Source organism: Virgibacillus sp. 7505 (assembly GCF_002272135.1).
Classification (GTDB): domain Bacteria; phylum Bacillota; class Bacilli; order Bacillales; family Amphibacillaceae; genus Terribacillus.
The window spans coordinates 94436-111397 of the sequence record NZ_NPBF01000018.1; the positions used below are offsets into that span (position 1 = coordinate 94436).

Genomic DNA, 16962 nt, shown 5'->3' on the forward strand with positions numbered 1-16962 from the left:
TACAGGGAAGCGGGTAAGGGGACAAGAAGAAACCAATAGATAGAATAGGAGTACATAATCATGATAAAAATAAATGAAAATCGTTTAGTTGAAGAATTCTTTGAATTGGTTCAAGTTGACTCGGAGACAGGTAACGAGAAAGAGATTGCTGAAGTGTTGAAAAGAAAATTCACTGCACTAGGTGTACAAGTGCAAGAAGATGACTCAATGGTGAAAACCGGCCATGGAGCAAATAACTTGGTTTGTACCTGGAAAGGGAATGTCGAATCCGCTGAAACGATCTATTTTACTTCTCATATGGATACTGTGGTTCCCGGTCAAGGTATCAAACCACAGATCAAAGACGGGTACATTACGAGTGACGGAACAACGATTCTCGGTGCTGATGATAAAGCTGGACTGGCTTCTATTCTTGAAACAATCAAAGTTTATAAGGAACAGGAGTTGCCTCATGGCACTGTTCAATTCGTGATAACAGCAGGTGAGGAGGCTGGTCTTATTGGAAGCCGCGCGCTTGATTCATCCCTGCTCACTGCTTCGTTTGGGTATGCCATTGACAGTGATGGCCCTGTTGGTGACATCGTTGTTGCAGCACCAACTCGTGCCTCTGTGCTTGCAAAAGTATATGGCAAGACTGCGCATGCAGGTGTAGCACCTGAAAAAGGAATTTCAGCCATCACTGTAGCTGCCAAAGCAATTTCTAAAATGCCGCTTGGCAGAATCGATGATGAAACTACTGCGAATATAGGCAGATTCGCTGGAGGCAAACAGACGAATATTGTTTGTGATTATGTCGAAATACTGGCAGAAGCTAGGTCGCTTGAAGCAAGCAAAATGGAAGCACAAGTACAGAAGATGAAGCAGGCATTTGAACAAACAGCTGAAAGTATGGGTGCTCGTGCGGAAGTAGAAATAAAAGTTGAGTATCCAGGCTACAAACAAAAAGCTGGCGACCGTGTCGTTGAAGTAGCTCGCACAGCTGCGAAAAGCATCGGGCGTGACAGTAACCTTACAAGAAGCGGCGGCGGCAGTGATGCCAACGTGATTGCAGGCTTCGGTATCCCGACTGTCAATCTGTCTGTCGGCTATGAAGAAATTCATACGACCAATGAACGCATACCAGTAAGCGAATTGGTTAAAACAGCTGAAATGGTTGCTAGCATCATACGTGAGGTTGCGAACAGTTGATAATAGGAGGCTCATGCCTCCTATTTTATATGCAAACATGTTATAATAAGAACGACAGTTCGCATTGAGAGGAGGGACAGCATGCAGCCAAAAGGAAGGGCGATTTTCCATGTGGATATGAATAGTTTTTATGCTTCGGTTGAAATGGCATTCGATCCATCACTCCGTGGAAAACCGCTTGCCATCTGCGGAAATCCTGCCGAGCGGAAAGGTATCGTCGTAACCAGCAGCTATGAAGCGAGGAAGAAGGGTGTTCGTACGACGATGACACTTTGGGAAGCTAGACGCCTATGTCCGGAATTGCTCGTGCTGCGCCCAAACTTTGAACGGTATCGGAAAGCATCCAGTGAAATGTTCAAAATCCTGCAGGAAGTGACGCCAGTCATTCAACCGGTTTCCATAGATGAAGGATATATGGATGTGACGGATTGTGCGCATTTGGGATCTTCGTTGGAGATCGCTCAATCGCTTCAGGAGCGTATCATGAAAGAGCTGGATCTACCTTGCAGTATCGGGATCGCTCCGAACAAATTTCTTGCAAAGATGGCTTCGGACATGAAGAAGCCGCTTGGTATCACAGTATTGCGAAAGCGTGATATACCTGAGCTGCTATGGCCGCTTCCAATCGAAGAAATGCATGGGGTCGGAGAGAAGACTGCAGAAAAGATGCGCTCACTTGGTATTAAGACGATTGGTGACTTAGCTCAAAAAGACATCTTCCAGCTGAAACGTGTTTTCGGTGTAAACGGGGAGAGGCTGGCTAATCGGGCCAATGGCTTAGATGACAGACCGGTCGATCCAGAAGCAGTGCACAGCTTCAAAAGCATCGGGAGCTCGCAGACGCTTCCGCACGATACGACAGATGATAAAGAATTGGATAAACTTCTGCTGGATTTGTCCAAAAGTGTGGAAAAACGTATGCATAGGAAGGAAGCAATCGCAAAAGGTATTCAGCTGATGATCCGTTATCATGATCGTAAGACGATTACGCGCAGTATGAAACTGCCAAATTTCATGGAGTCGGCCAATGACGTATTCAGTTATGCGCAGTCCTTGCTGCAGAAGCATTGGAACGGGGAACCAATCCGTCTGTTAGGGGTCAGTGTATTTGATGTGGCAGAGAAGAAAGAAGTCGGGAAACAGCTTGATTTGTTCACATATGAAAAAGAGGCTTCAAAAGAGGGGCTATATCAAGTAATCGACCAGTTGACGGCTAAGTTTGGGAAAAATCCATTCCGTACTTTACACTCATCGTCGTCAGATAGCATGAGGACAAGCTTTCAAAAGGATTTTCTTGATGACTATACAAAATAGCAGCGATTCTTATGAATCGCTGCTATTTTTTGGTATATCAAAAACGCGCATATCTTCTGCAAGCTCTGTTTCCAGAAAAACAGTCCGAGCTTGTTCTGTCAATATCTGTGCATCGTCTTGATGATATCGTGCAGATATATGCGTCAGGATTAATTTTTTAACATTTGCATCTCTGGCCAAGCTTGCTGCTTGTATAGCTGTAGAGTGTCCGTAAGCCTTCGCCATTTCCGGTTCATCTGCTGAAAAGGTTGCCTCATGAACGAGAATATCAGCATCTTCCACAGAGTCCTTAAGCTCTGGCAGATAGGTTGTGTCACCTAAAATAACTATTTTCCTGCCTGGCTTATCCGGACCGACAACATCCGATCTTTTGATCTGCTGCCCATCAGGCAATTCAGTGATTTCCTGATCTTTGATCAGGCGATAAATCGGCCCGGGGGAGATGCCCATTTGTCTGAGCTTGTCCACTTTGAGTTCTCCTTGCACGGCTTTTTCCTCCACAATATATCCGAGACATGGAATACCGTGGGAAAGCTTAACAGCATCGACTATCCATCCTTCATCCTCGAAAATTCGCCCGGGCTCAATCTCATGGATGATGAGGGAACTTGCCACATTACTTCCGCTGACACGCAAGGAGACTTCGATAAATTCCTTGATGCCTTGCGGGCCGTAGACTTCCAGCTTCAGGTCGGACTGCTGGAACGAACGGGTTGATAACAAACCAGGCAATCCATATATATGATCCCCATGCATGTGGGTGATGAAGATTTTTTCGATTTTACCTGGCTTTAACGGTGAGTAAAGCAGCTGATGCTGGGTGGCCTCGCCGCAATCGAACATCCAGACTGCTTGCCGCTCCTGTGGCATTGACAAACAGATGCTCGTCACATTCCGATCTTTTGACGGCAATCCTGCACCTGTTCCAAGAAAATGTAATTCCATAATAAAAAGCCTCCTGCAGTTACCAGCCCCGTTTATACATGGCTGGTGCTTCCAATCTATAATTCAGCTGTTCGGCAGCTTCGAGCGGCCAATAAGGATTTCGCAGCATAGCGCGCGCAATGAAGACAAGATCGGCACGTTCATTTTGCAATATCTCCTCAGCCATTTGTCCGTTTGTAATCAAGCCGACAGCAGCAGTATCGACAAGAGCATGCTTCCGTATCCGTTCTGCATGAACTACTTGATAGCCCGGATACACAGTGGATGGACCCTCTGGAACGACTCCCCCTGTGCTGCAATCGATTAAATCGACACCTTGTCGTTTCATTTCAATGCTGTAGTAAATGAAATCATTTATACCGTTTCCGCCTTCTGCATATTCATCCGCTGAAATACGGACGAACAATGGACCATCCCAAGTCTGTTTGACCGCATCGAGCACTTCTCGTAGAAAACGGTACCGATTTTCACGAGCTCCGCCATAGGCATCAATTCGCTTGTTTGTAAGTGGAGATAGGAACTGATTGATTAAATAGCCATGAGCAGCATGGATCTCAATCACATCGAATCCTGCTTCCTTCGCACGAATTGCAGCCTTACGATAAGAATCGACCAATTCGTTTATCTTTTCTTCTGTCAAAGCTTCCGGTGCGACGGATTCGCCATCCCATGGCAAATTGCTTGGTGCGACAATTGGATCTTCCGCTCTTGATTTCCTGCCGGCATGACCAAGCTGGATGCCGCTTTTGCTGCCATGCGCTTGAATTCTTTCACTGATGGTGCGAAGACCTTCTATATGTTCATCAGACCAGATGCCAAGATCCTGATCAGAAATTCTTCCTTCTGGTGTAACAGCCGTAGACTCCAAGAAAACAAGTCCAGCTTGCCCAATCGCCCTGCTTTCATAATGGGTGATATGGAAAGGAGTGACTTTGCCGTCTTTTTCTTCGACGCTGTACATGCACATAGGGGAGACGACAATGCGATTTTTAAAGGTACAGTTTTTGTATGTGATTGGTTGAAATAATTTAGGTGTAGCCATTGTAGGACCTCCGATTGTTTGATTAACTAGTGATATAGCCCTTTTGCAATTCTAGTGCACGATCTGGCACATCCGAGATGATAACATCACATTTCGCTTCAAGAGCACGTAGTATATAAACTGGCTGGTTGACTGTATATACCCGAATCGGTACATTATGCTGCTCGCACTCTTGAATAAGTTTTTTGTTCAGCAAACGGTATTTTGGGTGCAAGGCTTTCGCTCCGATTTCTTCCATCAATGAAAAAAGCTGACGGGGACGCCTTGAAGTAAGAAAGCCTGTATCTATACCATCATCCAGATCAGATATACGACGGATAGTATCCGCGTTAAAGCTTGATATGATCGTCCTGTCTTTCATTCCATGATCCGAAAGGCGCTGTAAGACGATTTCCTCGATACCAGGGTATGGATACTTATTCGTTTTCAGCTCCAGATTGAGTAGCATAGGAGTCTTTTTGATCCATTGCAGAAACAAATCTAATGAAATGATTCTTTCACCAGCATAGTCGCTTGAGAACCAGCCTCCAGCATCCGCCTGGAGCAATTCTTCATATGTAAGCTTCCGAATCAAACCACGTTTATTGGTCGTGCGATTGATGCTTTCATCATGAATGATGACTGGAATTTGGTCTTTCGTCAGCTGCACATCGGTTTCGATGCCATCAGCCTGCATCAGCTCTGCCAGCCGAAAAGCGGCCATCGTATTTTCCGGTGCATATTTGCTGGCACCGCGATGTGCAAATATTTTGGTAGACATGGTTTCACCCCGAACTTGGACGTATAGTTGAATTGTGCGAGAAAAACTGGCAAAAGTCAATTTGAAAGGACGTGCATGCATGAAACAGTGGCAATCGAAGGACGAATTAATAGCATTACTGGCAGAGCTTGTTGAAATCGAGAGTATTACAGGTTCTCCGGAAGAAATCCGTTTTCCGGAGCATGTTCATGCCCTTTTGGAACAAAAGCTTTATTTCCAGCAGAACCCAGCTCATTTGCAGCTTCATCCGCTGAAGGACGGCCGTCAGCTCCTCACAGCATTAGTTAAGAAATCTGACAAAAAAGATACTATTATCTTGCTCAGTCACTTTGATGTCGTCGGAACTGAGGACTTTGGCACCTACCAGCATCTTGCCACAAAGGTGCATGACCTGACTGCGGCTTATTCGAATGATGAAGTGGAGCTGCCTTCTTATATAAAAAAGGAAATGCAGCAGGGAGAATGGCTCTTTGGCAGAGGGACGATGGATATGAAGGCTGGTCTTGCAATCCATCTTTCTATGCTGGAACGCGCGATGGATGCTGCGTTCGACGGAAATATCCTATTGTTGACTGTGCCCGACGAAGAAGTGAATTCTGCCGGAATGCTGCGCGCCCTTGAAATTTTGCAGCAGCTGCAGACAACTGAGGAGCTGGTATACAAATTATGCATGAACGGAGAACCTGTGTTCAGCAAATACCCAGGTGATACAGGTAATTATATGTATAGCGGATCCATAGGAAAAGTGCTTCCAGGTTTCTTTTGCTATGGTAAGGAAACGCATGTTGGTGAACCGTTTGGTGGTTTGAATGCTAATCTGATGATCAGTTATTTGTCACAGGAATTGGAGCTTCAGGAATCCTTCATAGAAGAAGTGGACGGAGAAGTGACTCCGCCGCCAGTTAGCTTGATGCTGCGCGATTTGAAAGAAGCATATTCTGTGCAGACGCCTGTATCTGCAGTCACGATGTACAACGTATTGTTTTTAGAACAATCCATTCAAGAAATCAATATGAAATTAAAGCGAGCAATGGAGCGAGCTGCCAGGAGAATAGAAACACATTATCAACAGAAAGCAAATCTTTCTGCAGCTAAATCGAGTGCTTTCCAGCCAATAGCTTTCCAAATTAAGACTATGTTTTATGAAGAACTTTATGCGCATGCGGTCAAACGGTTCGGGAAGGCGGAAGTGGAAAGAAGACAAAACAGGCTCGTAACGACGCGTAAGGAAGGGGACCGGGATTTTTCGACTAAGCTTGTGAAAGAGCTGGTTAGCATGTGTCATGATCTGGCACCTGTCATCGTTCTTTTTTACAGCCCGCCATTTTATCCTGCGGTTTCCTCTAAAAAGGACCCTTATGTAAGGCAATTGATTGCTGATATACAATCAGAGGCAAAAGCGACCTATTCGACTGATTTGAAAGAAGTGCAGTTTTTCCCGGGTCTTTCAGATTCAAGTTTCATTGGCAAGCCTACATCGCGTACCGCGATACAGGATTTGATATCTAACATGCCGCTGCAGCAGAAAGGCTTCACTTTGCCAGCTGACTTGATGGAAGGGCTGCAAATGCCAGTGCTTCATTTAGGACCATACGGTAAGGATGCACATCAGTGGACAGAGCGGCTGGAAGTGACCTATAGTTTTGGCAAGCTGCCTGACTTGATGGAAAGTGCCATCCGGTTTGCTTTCCGTACATAATCATCCTGTAAGAAGGGTAAACAGAAAGAGGTACTGCATATGGGAGCAAGTAAGAAAAGCCTGTTGATAACAGGAGCCTCAAGCGGCCTTGGAAGGGAACTGGCCATTGAAGCTGCGGCTGCCGGCTATCAATTGCTGCTTGTTGCAAGATCCGAGGAAAAGCTAAAACAGTTAGCTATTGAGCTGAAAGAGCGATTCCAGATAAATAGTACGATTTATAGGGCGGATCTGAATGACCCTGAAGAATGGCGTACTGCATTGCAGCAGATTGTAAGGGAGAATCAGCATATTGATGTATTGATCAATAATGCGGGAGTGGGGTATTTCCGTCTCTTTAAAGATACAGATCCAATACAGATAGAAACGACGATGCGAGTCAATTCCCTGGCAGTTATGGAGGCTTCAGCAGCCATACTGCCAGGTATGCTGAAGCAGGGGGCAGGACATGTAATCATGATCGGTTCGATGGCTGGTAAAGTAGCCACGCCAAAAGCTGCAGTATACGGTGCAAGTAAACACAGCATCATCGGCTTCAGTAATGGACTGCGCCAGGAGCTGAAGCCATATGGGATCCATGTGACGACTGTTAATCTAGGACCGATGGATACAAACTTTTTTGACACAGCTGATCCGAGCGGAAGATATCGCCAGGCGAGCGCCCGTTATATGCTGCAGCCTGATAAAGTAGCTCGTAAAGTCATCTCAAGCATCGGGAAGAACAAGCGTGAAATCAATCTGCCTGGCTGGATGGGCATCGGAAGTAAGGTGTATCAGCTGGTGCCGGGAGTGGCAGAGAAATTGCTCGGCGGTCAATTCAACAAGAAATAAGGAGGAACATAACATGAAATTAACGATTACAGACACAGCCTGGGAAAAAGTACAAGCATTGCGGGAAGAGGCACATCGATACCTGGTTTTATACTTTGATACGGTAGGAGTAGGATGTAAATCGAATGGCATTCCTACAGTCCGATTTGCTGAAAAACCGCGCTCTAGGGACATCGAGGTGGAGAGCGAGACAATACCGGCATTGGTGGATAAGCAGCAGGAGGTATATTTCGCCGAGGAAGTGAAGCTGGATTTCAGTAATAATGTGTTCCGTCTATCCAGTAAAGAAGGATTTTTGAATGCATTGATTCCGCAGGCACATCTGACACATACTGATTTTCTGGATGAAGAACCGGAAGCTAGCAGGGGAGATTCCTGCTGACTTCCGTTTTTTCTTTATCGGTGGTTCGTATACTGAATTGAACGGGTGACTTGCTGAAGCAAATCGTAAGTTTCATGAGATAATGGAACAGTGGAGAGTGCGGCATTCTGCTTTACCTGATCCAATGAACTTGCTCCCATAACGGCACTTGCCAAAGCAGGATGCTGAAGAACATAACGCACAGCTAGAGAGGTGACGGAGGTATCCTCCTGCTCAGCCAGCACACGAAGTTTTTCGCTTGCAGCCAGCAGCTCGTTGTATGTGTGTGTCAAATAGCCATCTGCTCCTTTTTGTTTTACCTTTTCACTTGCTTTGTCACTCAGCATGCCTTTAGCAACACTGCCGCGCGCAAATACACTGATTTCATTCCCTGCCAGTAAATCAAGTACTTGTTCCTCTGGGCGTCTGTCCAGCAAGCTGTACTGCATCATGACGCTGATGATATTCGACCGTTTGACATATTCACGGATGACATTCGGTCGAATGGAAGAAATACCGTAGTAGCGGATGAGTCCTTCTTTTTTCAGCGTTTCGAATGCATCAATTGTCTCGTCAATATCATCCTCCATCGTTCCGCCATGAAGCTGATAGAGGTCTAAATAATCCGTTTGTAACCTGCGAAGGCTTTCTTTGATCTGCGAAACAATATATTCCTTGCTCGCATCCCAATGCCACGACTCGCCTCCGGGATCCAGCCGGTTGCCGACTTTGCTGGCAAGGATCACTTTGTCTCGTCTGCCTTTGAAAGCTTTACCGACAATCTCTTCATTTTTGCCTTGATCATATAAATCTGCTGTGTCGAAATAATTGATACCTAAATCATGCGCTTCGTGAAGCAGCCGTATTCCTTGCTGTTCGTCTGTACCGATGCTCATCGTCCCGAATGAGATTTCAGAAACTTGAAGATCAGATGTGCCTACTCGTCTTTTCTGCATCATATAGTTCCACCTTCCTTTTTTTCCTACGTGTTTAGTGTAAGCGTAAGCAGTTCAGCAGACAACTTATGTGTCCTGGTCAAGCTATGGTAAGATGGAAGAAGCGATATAAAGGAGTGTACATAATGAAGAAATTCGAAGAAAAGACAATCGATACATCCCCCATCTATAATGGAAAGGTGATTTCCTTGAGAGTGGATACCGTTTCTTTGCCGGACGGGAATACTTCCAAACGGGAATTGGTCAAGCATCCTGGCGCTGTAGCTATCATTCCGATAACAAAAGAAGGAAAAATCATATTTGTCGAGCAATACCGTAAAGCGCTGGAAAAATCGATAATTGAAATTCCGGCAGGCAAGCTGGAGCCTGGTGAAGAACCGGAAGTGACGGCAGTAAGAGAGCTTGAAGAAGAGACAGGCTATACAACTCAAAAATTAAAAAAACTTGGTTCCTTCTATACATCTCCAGGCTTTGCCGATGAATTGCTTCATGTATATGAAGCTGATAATCTCGAGCTCCTTACCCAAAAGGTAGCTGGTGATGAGGACGAATTTGTCGAGCTGATGGAACTGACGCTTGAAGAAGCGGAGGAACTTGTAAAAGAGGAGCGGATTCATGATGCGAAAACTATGTATGCTTTGCTGCATCTCCGCTTGAAACGCGCTAGTAACTAACAGTTCTATCAGACAAGCTTCCGTCATAGATTCTAGTAACTAGACTAGAATACGGGGGCAGATAAGATGAAAAAGCGGGAGTTTATTCTCTTTCATCATTTAAAACAGCATGCAACAAGTTACTTGTTCATGCTTGTACTATTCCTGATTGGAATCATATTCGGTGCGATTGTTGTCAACAGCATGAACTTTACGCAAAAGGAAGACTTGTTTTACTATTTGGAACGATTCTTCGCACAGCTTCAGCAAGGACAGGTGATCAGCAAGCAGGAGATCCTCCAGTCGAGTTTTCTCGCTCATCTCAAGTTTCTGCTGTTTCTGTATGTACTTGGCCTGTCCATCATCGGGATACCAATCATCTGGATGCTGCTCTTCAGTAAAGGATTGATGATGGGATTCAGTGTGGGATTCCTAGTCAATCAGCTGGGGTGGAAAGGCCTGATGCTTGCAGCAGCAGCTGTTGCTCCGCAGAATTTAGTAGTCATTCCGCTTTATCTCATAGCGGGCACTAGCGCGATGCTATTTTCTGTTACACTTTTGCGTAAGCTCATTGCCAAACGGTCACCATTATCATTAAGACGTTATTTTTTCCAATACAGTACCATTTTCCTGATGCTTATTGCAGGGTCTGCTGCAGCATCCATCATTGAAACTTTCCTTGCAAACCCGCTTCTGTCAATGCTTGTCAATGATTTGCTGTGAGTGAAACTATTAAGAATGATTATAATTAGCTGTTTATAATAATTATAATTTGACACCTTTTTCGCAATCAGTATATAATAAGTGTGGGATTACGAGGGAGGAATTCACTTGGAACACCGCATTGAACGCATAAAGAAGCAATTACATGCGCAGAGCTACAAGCTGACACCGCAGCGGGAAGCGACGGTACGTGTGCTGCTGGAGCGAGAAGAGGACCATTTAAGCGCTGAAGACGTCTACCTCCTCGTAAAGGAAAAGGCACCGGAAATCGGTTTGGCTACTGTATACCGTACACTGGAATTATTATCAGAATTGAAAATTGTTGATAAAATAAACTTCGGGGACGGCGTTTCCCGCTATGACCTTCGCAAAGAAGGGGCAACGCACTTCCATCACCACCTTGTCTGCATGGAATGCGGATCCGTTGAGGAGATTGATGAAGACTTGCTGGAGGACGTAGAGAAGATTGTCCAGAGTGATTGGGGATTCAAAGTAAAAGACCACCGGCTTACATTCCACGGTATCTGCCGCGTCTGTCAGGCTAGTGAGAAGGAAGAAGAGCTCGAAGCAGCCGCTGTGCAAGTGAATCGAACATCATAAGCAGATGAAGCCTTTCCAAGTATATGGAAAAGGCTTTCTTTCGTTTCACTAACCAATTTACAAAACAACGGGAATGAGGTAACGTTATCCTGTACGTATAAATTCCGCTTTCTTTGGCATAGTCTGTTACAAAGACAAGTCTCAAGAAAGGGGAAATGTACATGAAGCGGTTCGTCTTCGACACTTGTAAGCTTCTGCTCGTATTTGTAGCCTGCTCCGCATTCTTCTATTTTGGATTGCGATTCATCCATAGTGAATACGAGAGCTATCACCGTTATGACCCTCCAGAGGGTAATGCAGTGAAAGTAGCAGCAATGGAGCAGGAAAGTCTAGTGGATAGGATGACGTTATTTTTCCGGTTAGGAGAGTAGGATACATGCAAGAAGCGCTGGATGATTTTATCCATTATCTGCAGATCGAACGGGGTCTTTCGGAGAATACACTGCAATCCTACGCCCGAGATCTGCGTACATATGCAAGATATCTCCAGGAAAATGAAGTGAAAGAGTGGGCACAAGTGACTCGCGCCAAGCTGACTGCTTATTTGCGCTGGCTGCATGATGAGGGGAAATCAGCTGCGACGATAGCACGTACATTATCCAGCATCCGACTATTCCATCAATTTATGCTGCGCGAATACGGACTGAAGGAAGATCCGAGCATACATATCGATACACCGAAGAAAGAACGGAAGCTGCCGAAGATACTTTCTTCCGATGAAGTAGACAAGCTGCTCACATGTCCAGGAACAGATATATTGACGATCCGGAATCGGGCTATGCTGGAAACACTTTACGCAACAGGTCTGCGGGTTTCAGAGCTATTGGCATTGGAACTGGATGATCTTCATCTTGAAATGGGCTTTGTCCGCTGTTTCGGGAAGGGATCGAAGGAACGGATCGTCCCGCTTGGGGATATGGCCAAGGCGAGACTGGAAGACTATTTAAACCGGTCCCGTAAAATGCTGCTGAAGTCCAAAGCAAGCGACATCTTGTTTGTGAATCATCATGGAAACCCATTATCGCGACAAGGATTCTGGAAGGTATTGAAACAGATAGCCCGGGAAGCTGGGATACAGAAAGAAATCACCCCTCACACACTGCGCCATTCATTTGCGACGCATCTGTTGGAGAATGGGGCTGATTTGCGTGCTGTTCAAGAAATGCTCGGTCACGCAGATATCAGTACGACACAGATTTACACGCATGTGACAAAAACAAGACTGAAGGATATTTACAAAACACATCATCCTCGGGCTTGAGCAATAAACTAGGAGGCATTTAACTTGGATTTCAAACGCGTATTTCTTATAGTAATGGATTCTGTCGGCATCGGGGAAGCACCGGATGCAGAAGCTTTCGGTGATAAAGGAGCCGATACGCTCGGCCATATCGCTTCTCACCGCGGCGGATTGCAAATGCCGAATATGGCAGCACTTGGTCTTGGCAACATTCGAGAAGTAGAAGGTATACAAGCTGCCAAACAGCCAAAAGCTTTCTATACAAAAATGCAGGAAGCATCAAATGGCAAGGATACAATGACTGGGCACTGGGAAATTATGGGCCTTCGTATAGATCAGCCTTTCCGCACGTTCCCGGATGGTTTTCCAGATACGTTGCTTGATGAACTGAAGCAGCGGACTGGTCGCGGTATCATCGGAAATAAACCAGCTTCCGGAACGGAGATATTGGATGAGCTCGGTGAACAGCATATGGAAACGGGCGATATGATTGTATATACGTCTGCTGATTCCGTTTTGCAAATCGCTGCCCATGAAGATATCATCCCGCTAGATGAGCTGTACAAAATCTGTGAAATCGCTCGTGAAATGACATTGGATGATCCCTATATGGTAGGACGTATCATCGCTCGTCCATTCATCGGTAAACCAGGCGCTTTTGAACGTACTTCGAACCGCCATGATTATGCATTGAAGCCTTTTGGCAGAACGACGATGAATAGTTTGCAGGATGCGAAATTCGATGTCATTGCATTAGGAAAGATTTCCGATATTTACGATGGCGAAGGCGTGACAAAGTCCGTCCGTACAAAGGACAATGATGATGGTATGACGAAGATTGTAGAAAGTATGGATGAAGACTTTACAGGCATCAGCTTCCTGAACCTGGTCGATTTCGATGCAAAATACGGTCATCGCCGCGACCCTGAGGGCTACGCTCAGGCGCTGGAGGATTATGATAAACGGCTTCCGGAAGTACTTGATAAACTTAAAGAAGACGATTTGCTAATTATTACAGCTGATCATGGTAATGACCCTGTTGCTCCTGGAACAGACCACACACGGGAATATGTGCCATTGATTGCTTACCACACTGGAGCGGATCAAGGTGAGGAATTGGAACTGCGCAATACATTTGCAGATATCGCTGCAACGATAGCAGATAATTTCGGTATCGAAATGCCAGAGTACGGAACAAGCTTTTTACAAGCATTGAAAAAGGGGAAATGAACATGCAGGCAGAAGCAATCAAACAGGCAGCAGATTATATTAAAGAGAAATTGACTGCCACACCTAGGATAGGTCTCATTCTTGGATCAGGGCTTGGAGTACTGGCTGATGAAATCACAGAAGCGACGGTCGTACCTTATGGTGATATTCCAGGGTTCCCAGTATCGACGGTCAGCGGACATAAAGGACAGCTTGTCATCGGCAAGCTGGAAGGGCAGGATGTGATTGCTATGCAAGGCCGCTTCCACTTCTATGAAGGGTATCCTATGGAGCTTGTGACTCTACCTGTCCGTGTGATGAAGGCTCTTGGTGTACAGGCATTGATTGTCACCAATGCAGCAGGCGGAATCAACGAAAGCTTCGAGCCGGGCGACTTGATGCTGATTACGGATCATATCAACAATATGGGAACAAATCCACTTATTGGACCAAACGACGAAGAGCTGGGAGCCCGTTTCCCGGATATGTCTTCTGTCTACAGCAAAGAGCTTCTTGGCTATGCGCGTGAAGTAGCTGCTAAAATCGGTCTTGGGGTGAAGGAAGGCGTTTATGTCGGCAACACAGGTCCTTCTTATGAAACAGGTGCCGAAGTGCGGATGCTCCGTGTTTGGGGCGGGGACGCTGTGGGTATGTCTACGGTTCCGGAAGTGATCGTTGCAAGTCATGCAAAAATGGAAGTCTTGGGTATCTCCTGTATCTCCAATATGGCAGCTGGTATCTTAGATCAGCCGCTTACGCATGATGAAGTGATGGAGACAACGAGTCAAGTAAGGGAAGATTTTCTTCGTTTCGTTAAAGAAATTGTCAAGCAGCTTCCAATAAAATAAAGCAGGTGAACGGATATGAGAATGGTTGATTTAATTACAAAGAAAAGAGACGGCGGCACGCTCTCCAAAGAAGAGGTAGCCTTTTTTGTCCATGGTTACACAAAAGGAGACATTCCTGACTATCAGGCCTCTGCCTTCTTGATGACTGTCTATTTTAATGGCATGACAGAAGAAGAAACAGCTTGGCTGACAGAAGAGATGGCCAATTCCGGTGAAACATTTGACCTTAGCAGCATCGAAGGTAAAAAGGTCGATAAACATAGCACAGGCGGTGTAGGGGACAAAATCACCTTGATCACTGGGCCGCTAGTCGCCAGCATCGGAATTCCAGTTGCGAAAATGTCAGGCCGCGGTTTGGGTCACACTGGCGGGACATTGGATAAACTTGAATCCTTCAAAGGCTTTTCAATTGATTTGAGCCGCGAGCAATTCATGGGATTGGTGAATGAAAACAAACTTGCGGTTGCGGGTCAGACGGGCAACTTGGCACCAGCTGATAAAAAGCTATATGCGCTGCGTGATGTTACAGGCACGGTTAACGCGATTCCGCTAATCGCTAGTTCCATCATGAGCAAAAAGCTGGCATCAGGTGCGGAAGCCATCGTCCTGGACGTTAAAACAGGATCTGGTGCTTTCATGAAATCATTGGATGACTCCAAAAAATTGGCTGAAACAATGGTGAAAATCGGGAAGAACCTCGGTCGACAGACTGTAGCAGTCATTACGGATATGAACCAGCCGCTCGGTTTTGAGGTTGGAAACAGCAACGAAGTAAAAGAAGCAATCCAAGTATTAAGCGGCGAGAAGATAACAGATCTACGTGAAATTTCCGTTGAATTGGCAGCTCATATGGCGCTTTTGGCTAATAAGTTCTCAAGCTACGAGGAAGCACGCACGCATCTGGAAGCCTGCTTGGATAACGGAACTGCACTAGCAGCTTTCCGTACGTTCATTGGGGCTCAGGGCGGCGATACAGCGCTTGTCGATAATCTGGAGCTTCTCCCTCAGGCGGATCATCATATTGAGGTCAAAGCACCTGCTGCTGGCTTCGTTCACAGTATCGATGCTGAAGGAATCGGAACGGCAGCGATGTACCTAGGAGCTGGCCGTGCGACAAAAGACGATGACATCGATCACGCAGTTGGTATCACCCTGAAGAAAAAGCAAGGAGATGCTGTTGAGCAAGGAGAAACGATAGCAGTCTTGCATGCGCGTGATGCAGAAGCTGCTGATTCTGTAAGTAAAGTCTTGGCTTCCTATACAATAAATGCAGCGCAGCCAGAAAAAATGGAACTGATTTACGACGTCATTTCCTAATGTTAAAGCAGTCCTTTTGAAGGGCTGCTTTTTTTGTGTGCAATTTATTAATAAATCATTTCATTTGGGAGAATCTAACTGTATTACCGTAAACGGAGGAACCTTAAATGAAAAAAATGAGTCTAGTAAGTTTGCTGATCGCGTTCGTTATCAGTCTTATGGCGTTGCCACCACAGACTTTTGCTGCAAAACAAGAGGAGAAGACAGCTAAATCATCAATCTTGATCGAACGAGATACCGGTCGTGTCCTGGCGGGTGAGAATATGGAGGAACAACTCCCCCCTGCCAGTATGACAAAGATCATGACGATGCTTTTGATTATGGAAGAAATCGAAGCTGGCAAGCTGCGATATGATGAAAAAGTCAGAGCGAGTGAGTACGCAGCGAGCATGGGCGGCTCACAAATTTTCCTTGAACCTGGAGAAGAAATGACAGTGAAGGATCTCTTAAAAGGTGTAGCTGTTGCATCAGGTAACGATGCGAGTGTGGCATTGGCGGAGAAGATCGCAGGTACCGAGGATGGATTCGTCCAAAAAATGAACGAGAAGGCAAGAGAACTCGGACTGACTCATACGAAGTTCCAAAATGCCACCGGTCTTCCTGCAGAAGATCACTATTCGACAGCTAAGGATATGGCATTGATGGCCAGAGCATTGCTTGGACATGAAGAAATCACTGAATTCACTAGTATTTATGAAGATTATCTTCGCAAGGATTCTGACGATCCATTCTGGCTCGTCAATACGAACAAGCTCGTGAAATTCTATCCCGGAGTCGACGGCTTGAAAACCGGCTTCACGAGAGAAGCAAGATATTGTCTCACCGCAACTGCAAAGAAGGATGGGATGAGGGTGATCGCGGTCGTAATGGGTGCCGAGTCTCCAAAACAGCGTAATAATGAAGTGTCTCAGCTGCTCGATTATGGCTTTAACCAATACACAGTAAAGCAGCTTTACAAACAGGATCAGACTGTGGCCAAGCTTGAAATGCTGAAGGCTCGCGATAAGGACGTTCCAGTTGTGACAGCTGCACCTGTATCGCTGCTTGTCAAAAAAGGAGAAAATCTTGGAGAATTGTCGACGAAAATCGTATATAAACCAGAGCTCTCCCTTCCTCTGAAAGCAGGGGAACAAGTAGGTGTGCTGGAAGTAAAGGCTGATGGAAAACGTATTTCTACAACGCCGCTTATCATGAAAGAAGATGTACCAAAGGCGAGCTATTGGCTGCTGATCAAACGCAGCTTTGATGATGTGGTGAAATTCCGCTGATTCTGACTAAG

The 16962-nt window shown here is 45.7% G+C and carries 18 protein-coding genes; 14 read left to right on the top strand and 4 right to left on the bottom strand.

Annotation, left to right across the window (positions count from 1 at the left end):
- The first annotated feature begins 60 nt into the window (after positions 1 to 60).
- Both CHH91_RS06225 and CHH91_RS06230 read left to right on the top strand, forming a co-directional pair.
- A complete protein-coding gene (locus CHH91_RS06225; RefSeq protein WP_095222595.1) occupies positions 61 to 1188 on the top strand; it encodes a M20/M25/M40 family metallo-hydrolase in 1128 nt (375 codons plus the stop codon).
- A gap of 81 nt (positions 1189 to 1269) precedes the next feature.
- Entirely contained in the window at positions 1270 to 2502 is a 1233-nt protein-coding gene (locus CHH91_RS06230) for a DNA polymerase IV (RefSeq protein ID WP_095222596.1), read from the top strand.
- A 9-nt stretch (positions 2503 to 2511) separates the two neighbouring features.
- Here the strand turns inward: CHH91_RS06230 and rnz are convergent, their stop codons facing one another.
- The 3 genes from rnz to CHH91_RS06245 are packed head-to-tail and all read right to left on the bottom strand — an operon-like array spanning position 2512 to position 5249.
- Positions 2512 to 3447, bottom strand: coding sequence for a ribonuclease Z (rnz, locus tag CHH91_RS06235; protein ID WP_095222597.1), 936 nt, complete (start codon positions 3445 to 3447; stop codon positions 2512 to 2514).
- Positions 3448 to 3466: 19 nt separating this feature from the next.
- Positions 3467 to 4489 (bottom strand): NADPH dehydrogenase NamA, encoded by a 1023-nt coding sequence (gene namA, locus CHH91_RS06240; RefSeq protein ID WP_095222598.1) that lies wholly within the window; start codon positions 4487 to 4489, stop codon positions 3467 to 3469.
- Between the two features lie 22 nt (positions 4490 to 4511).
- Positions 4512 to 5249, bottom strand: coding sequence for a glycerophosphodiester phosphodiesterase (locus tag CHH91_RS06245; RefSeq protein ID WP_095222599.1), 738 nt, complete (start codon positions 5247 to 5249; stop codon positions 4512 to 4514).
- A gap of 79 nt (positions 5250 to 5328) precedes the next feature.
- Between CHH91_RS06245 and CHH91_RS06250 the strand changes: the two genes are divergently transcribed.
- From CHH91_RS06250 to CHH91_RS06260, 3 genes are read left to right on the top strand one after another with little or no spacing between them, the layout of a single operon-like run.
- Complete coding sequence (locus tag CHH91_RS06250) at positions 5329 to 6948, top strand: M20/M25/M40 family metallo-hydrolase (RefSeq protein WP_095222600.1); 1620 nt, start codon at positions 5329 to 5331, stop codon at positions 6946 to 6948.
- A 39-nt stretch (positions 6949 to 6987) separates the two neighbouring features.
- Positions 6988 to 7776 carry an SDR family NAD(P)-dependent oxidoreductase gene (locus tag CHH91_RS06255; RefSeq protein ID WP_095222601.1) on the top strand — a complete coding sequence of 263 codons (789 nt, stop codon included), beginning with the start codon at positions 6988 to 6990 and terminating at the stop codon, positions 7774 to 7776.
- Positions 7777 to 7789: 13 nt separating this feature from the next.
- Positions 7790 to 8158 (top strand): iron-sulfur cluster biosynthesis family protein, encoded by a 369-nt coding sequence (locus tag CHH91_RS06260; RefSeq protein ID WP_095222602.1) that lies wholly within the window; start codon positions 7790 to 7792, stop codon positions 8156 to 8158.
- 14 nt (positions 8159 to 8172) lie between these two features.
- Here CHH91_RS06260 and CHH91_RS06265 read toward each other — a convergent pair whose 3' ends face one another.
- A complete protein-coding gene (locus tag CHH91_RS06265; protein WP_095222805.1) occupies positions 8173 to 9093 on the bottom strand; it encodes an aldo/keto reductase in 921 nt (306 codons plus the stop codon).
- 125 nt (positions 9094 to 9218) lie between these two features.
- Between CHH91_RS06265 and CHH91_RS06270 the strand changes: the two genes are divergently transcribed.
- The 9 genes from CHH91_RS06270 to CHH91_RS06310 all read left to right on the top strand — a co-directional run bounded on the left by CHH91_RS06270 (position 9219) and on the right by CHH91_RS06310 (position 16951).
- Positions 9219 to 9767 carry an NUDIX hydrolase gene (locus tag CHH91_RS06270; RefSeq protein WP_095222603.1) on the top strand — a complete coding sequence of 183 codons (549 nt, stop codon included), beginning with the start codon at positions 9219 to 9221 and terminating at the stop codon, positions 9765 to 9767.
- Positions 9768 to 9833: 66 nt separating this feature from the next.
- Positions 9834 to 10469 carry a stage II sporulation protein M gene (gene spoIIM / locus CHH91_RS06275; protein WP_095222604.1) on the top strand — a complete coding sequence of 212 codons (636 nt, stop codon included), beginning with the start codon at positions 9834 to 9836 and terminating at the stop codon, positions 10467 to 10469.
- Between the two features lie 108 nt (positions 10470 to 10577).
- A complete protein-coding gene (fur, locus tag CHH91_RS06280) occupies positions 10578 to 11069 on the top strand; it encodes a ferric iron uptake transcriptional regulator (protein ID WP_095222605.1) in 492 nt (163 codons plus the stop codon).
- A gap of 161 nt (positions 11070 to 11230) precedes the next feature.
- Positions 11231 to 11440 carry a DUF4227 family protein gene (locus CHH91_RS06285; protein WP_095222606.1) on the top strand — a complete coding sequence of 70 codons (210 nt, stop codon included), beginning with the start codon at positions 11231 to 11233 and terminating at the stop codon, positions 11438 to 11440.
- A gap of 5 nt (positions 11441 to 11445) precedes the next feature.
- Complete coding sequence (gene xerD / locus CHH91_RS06290) at positions 11446 to 12330, top strand: site-specific tyrosine recombinase XerD (RefSeq protein WP_095222607.1); 885 nt, start codon at positions 11446 to 11448, stop codon at positions 12328 to 12330.
- Positions 12331 to 12354: 24 nt separating this feature from the next.
- Positions 12355 to 13539 carry a phosphopentomutase gene (deoB, locus tag CHH91_RS06295; RefSeq protein WP_095222608.1) on the top strand — a complete coding sequence of 395 codons (1185 nt, stop codon included), beginning with the start codon at positions 12355 to 12357 and terminating at the stop codon, positions 13537 to 13539.
- 2 nt (positions 13540 to 13541) lie between these two features.
- A complete protein-coding gene (locus CHH91_RS06300) occupies positions 13542 to 14366 on the top strand; it encodes a purine-nucleoside phosphorylase (RefSeq protein ID WP_095222609.1) in 825 nt (274 codons plus the stop codon).
- Between the two features lie 15 nt (positions 14367 to 14381).
- Positions 14382 to 15683, top strand: coding sequence for a pyrimidine-nucleoside phosphorylase (locus CHH91_RS06305; protein ID WP_095222610.1), 1302 nt, complete (start codon positions 14382 to 14384; stop codon positions 15681 to 15683).
- Positions 15684 to 15790: 107 nt separating this feature from the next.
- Positions 15791 to 16951, top strand: a complete 1161-nt coding sequence (locus tag CHH91_RS06310; RefSeq protein WP_095222611.1) for a D-alanyl-D-alanine carboxypeptidase family protein — start codon at positions 15791 to 15793, stop codon at positions 16949 to 16951.
- Positions 16952 to 16962 lie beyond the last annotated feature (11 nt).

Excerpts from the sequence above, each read along its gene's own strand:
- CHH91_RS06225 (WP_095222595.1), top strand. The coding sequence starts at position 61 with ATGATAAAAATAAATGAAAATCGTTTAGTTGAAGAATTCTTTGAATTG.
- CHH91_RS06230 (WP_095222596.1), top strand. The coding sequence starts at position 1,270 with ATGCAGCCAAAAGGAAGGGCGATTTTCCATGTGGATATGAATAGTTTT.
- rnz (WP_095222597.1), bottom strand. The coding sequence starts at position 3,447 with ATGGAATTACATTTTCTTGGAACAGGTGCAGGATTGCCGTCAAAAGAT.
- namA (WP_095222598.1), bottom strand. The coding sequence starts at position 4,489 with ATGGCTACACCTAAATTATTTCAACCAATCACATACAAAAACTGTACC.
- CHH91_RS06245 (WP_095222599.1), bottom strand. The coding sequence starts at position 5,249 with ATGTCTACCAAAATATTTGCACATCGCGGTGCCAGCAAATATGCACCG.
- CHH91_RS06250 (WP_095222600.1), top strand. The coding sequence starts at position 5,329 with ATGAAACAGTGGCAATCGAAGGACGAATTAATAGCATTACTGGCAGAG.
- CHH91_RS06255 (WP_095222601.1), top strand. The coding sequence starts at position 6,988 with ATGGGAGCAAGTAAGAAAAGCCTGTTGATAACAGGAGCCTCAAGCGGC.
- CHH91_RS06260 (WP_095222602.1), top strand. The coding sequence starts at position 7,790 with ATGAAATTAACGATTACAGACACAGCCTGGGAAAAAGTACAAGCATTG.
- CHH91_RS06265 (WP_095222805.1), bottom strand. The coding sequence starts at position 9,093 with ATGCAGAAAAGACGAGTAGGCACATCTGATCTTCAAGTTTCTGAAATC.
- CHH91_RS06270 (WP_095222603.1), top strand. The coding sequence starts at position 9,219 with ATGAAGAAATTCGAAGAAAAGACAATCGATACATCCCCCATCTATAAT.
- spoIIM (WP_095222604.1), top strand. The coding sequence starts at position 9,834 with ATGAAAAAGCGGGAGTTTATTCTCTTTCATCATTTAAAACAGCATGCA.
- CHH91_RS06285 (WP_095222606.1), top strand. The coding sequence starts at position 11,231 with ATGAAGCGGTTCGTCTTCGACACTTGTAAGCTTCTGCTCGTATTTGTA.
- xerD (WP_095222607.1), top strand. The coding sequence starts at position 11,446 with ATGCAAGAAGCGCTGGATGATTTTATCCATTATCTGCAGATCGAACGG.
- CHH91_RS06300 (WP_095222609.1), top strand. The coding sequence starts at position 13,542 with ATGCAGGCAGAAGCAATCAAACAGGCAGCAGATTATATTAAAGAGAAA.
- CHH91_RS06305 (WP_095222610.1), top strand. The coding sequence starts at position 14,382 with ATGAGAATGGTTGATTTAATTACAAAGAAAAGAGACGGCGGCACGCTC.
- CHH91_RS06310 (WP_095222611.1), top strand. The coding sequence starts at position 15,791 with ATGAAAAAAATGAGTCTAGTAAGTTTGCTGATCGCGTTCGTTATCAGT.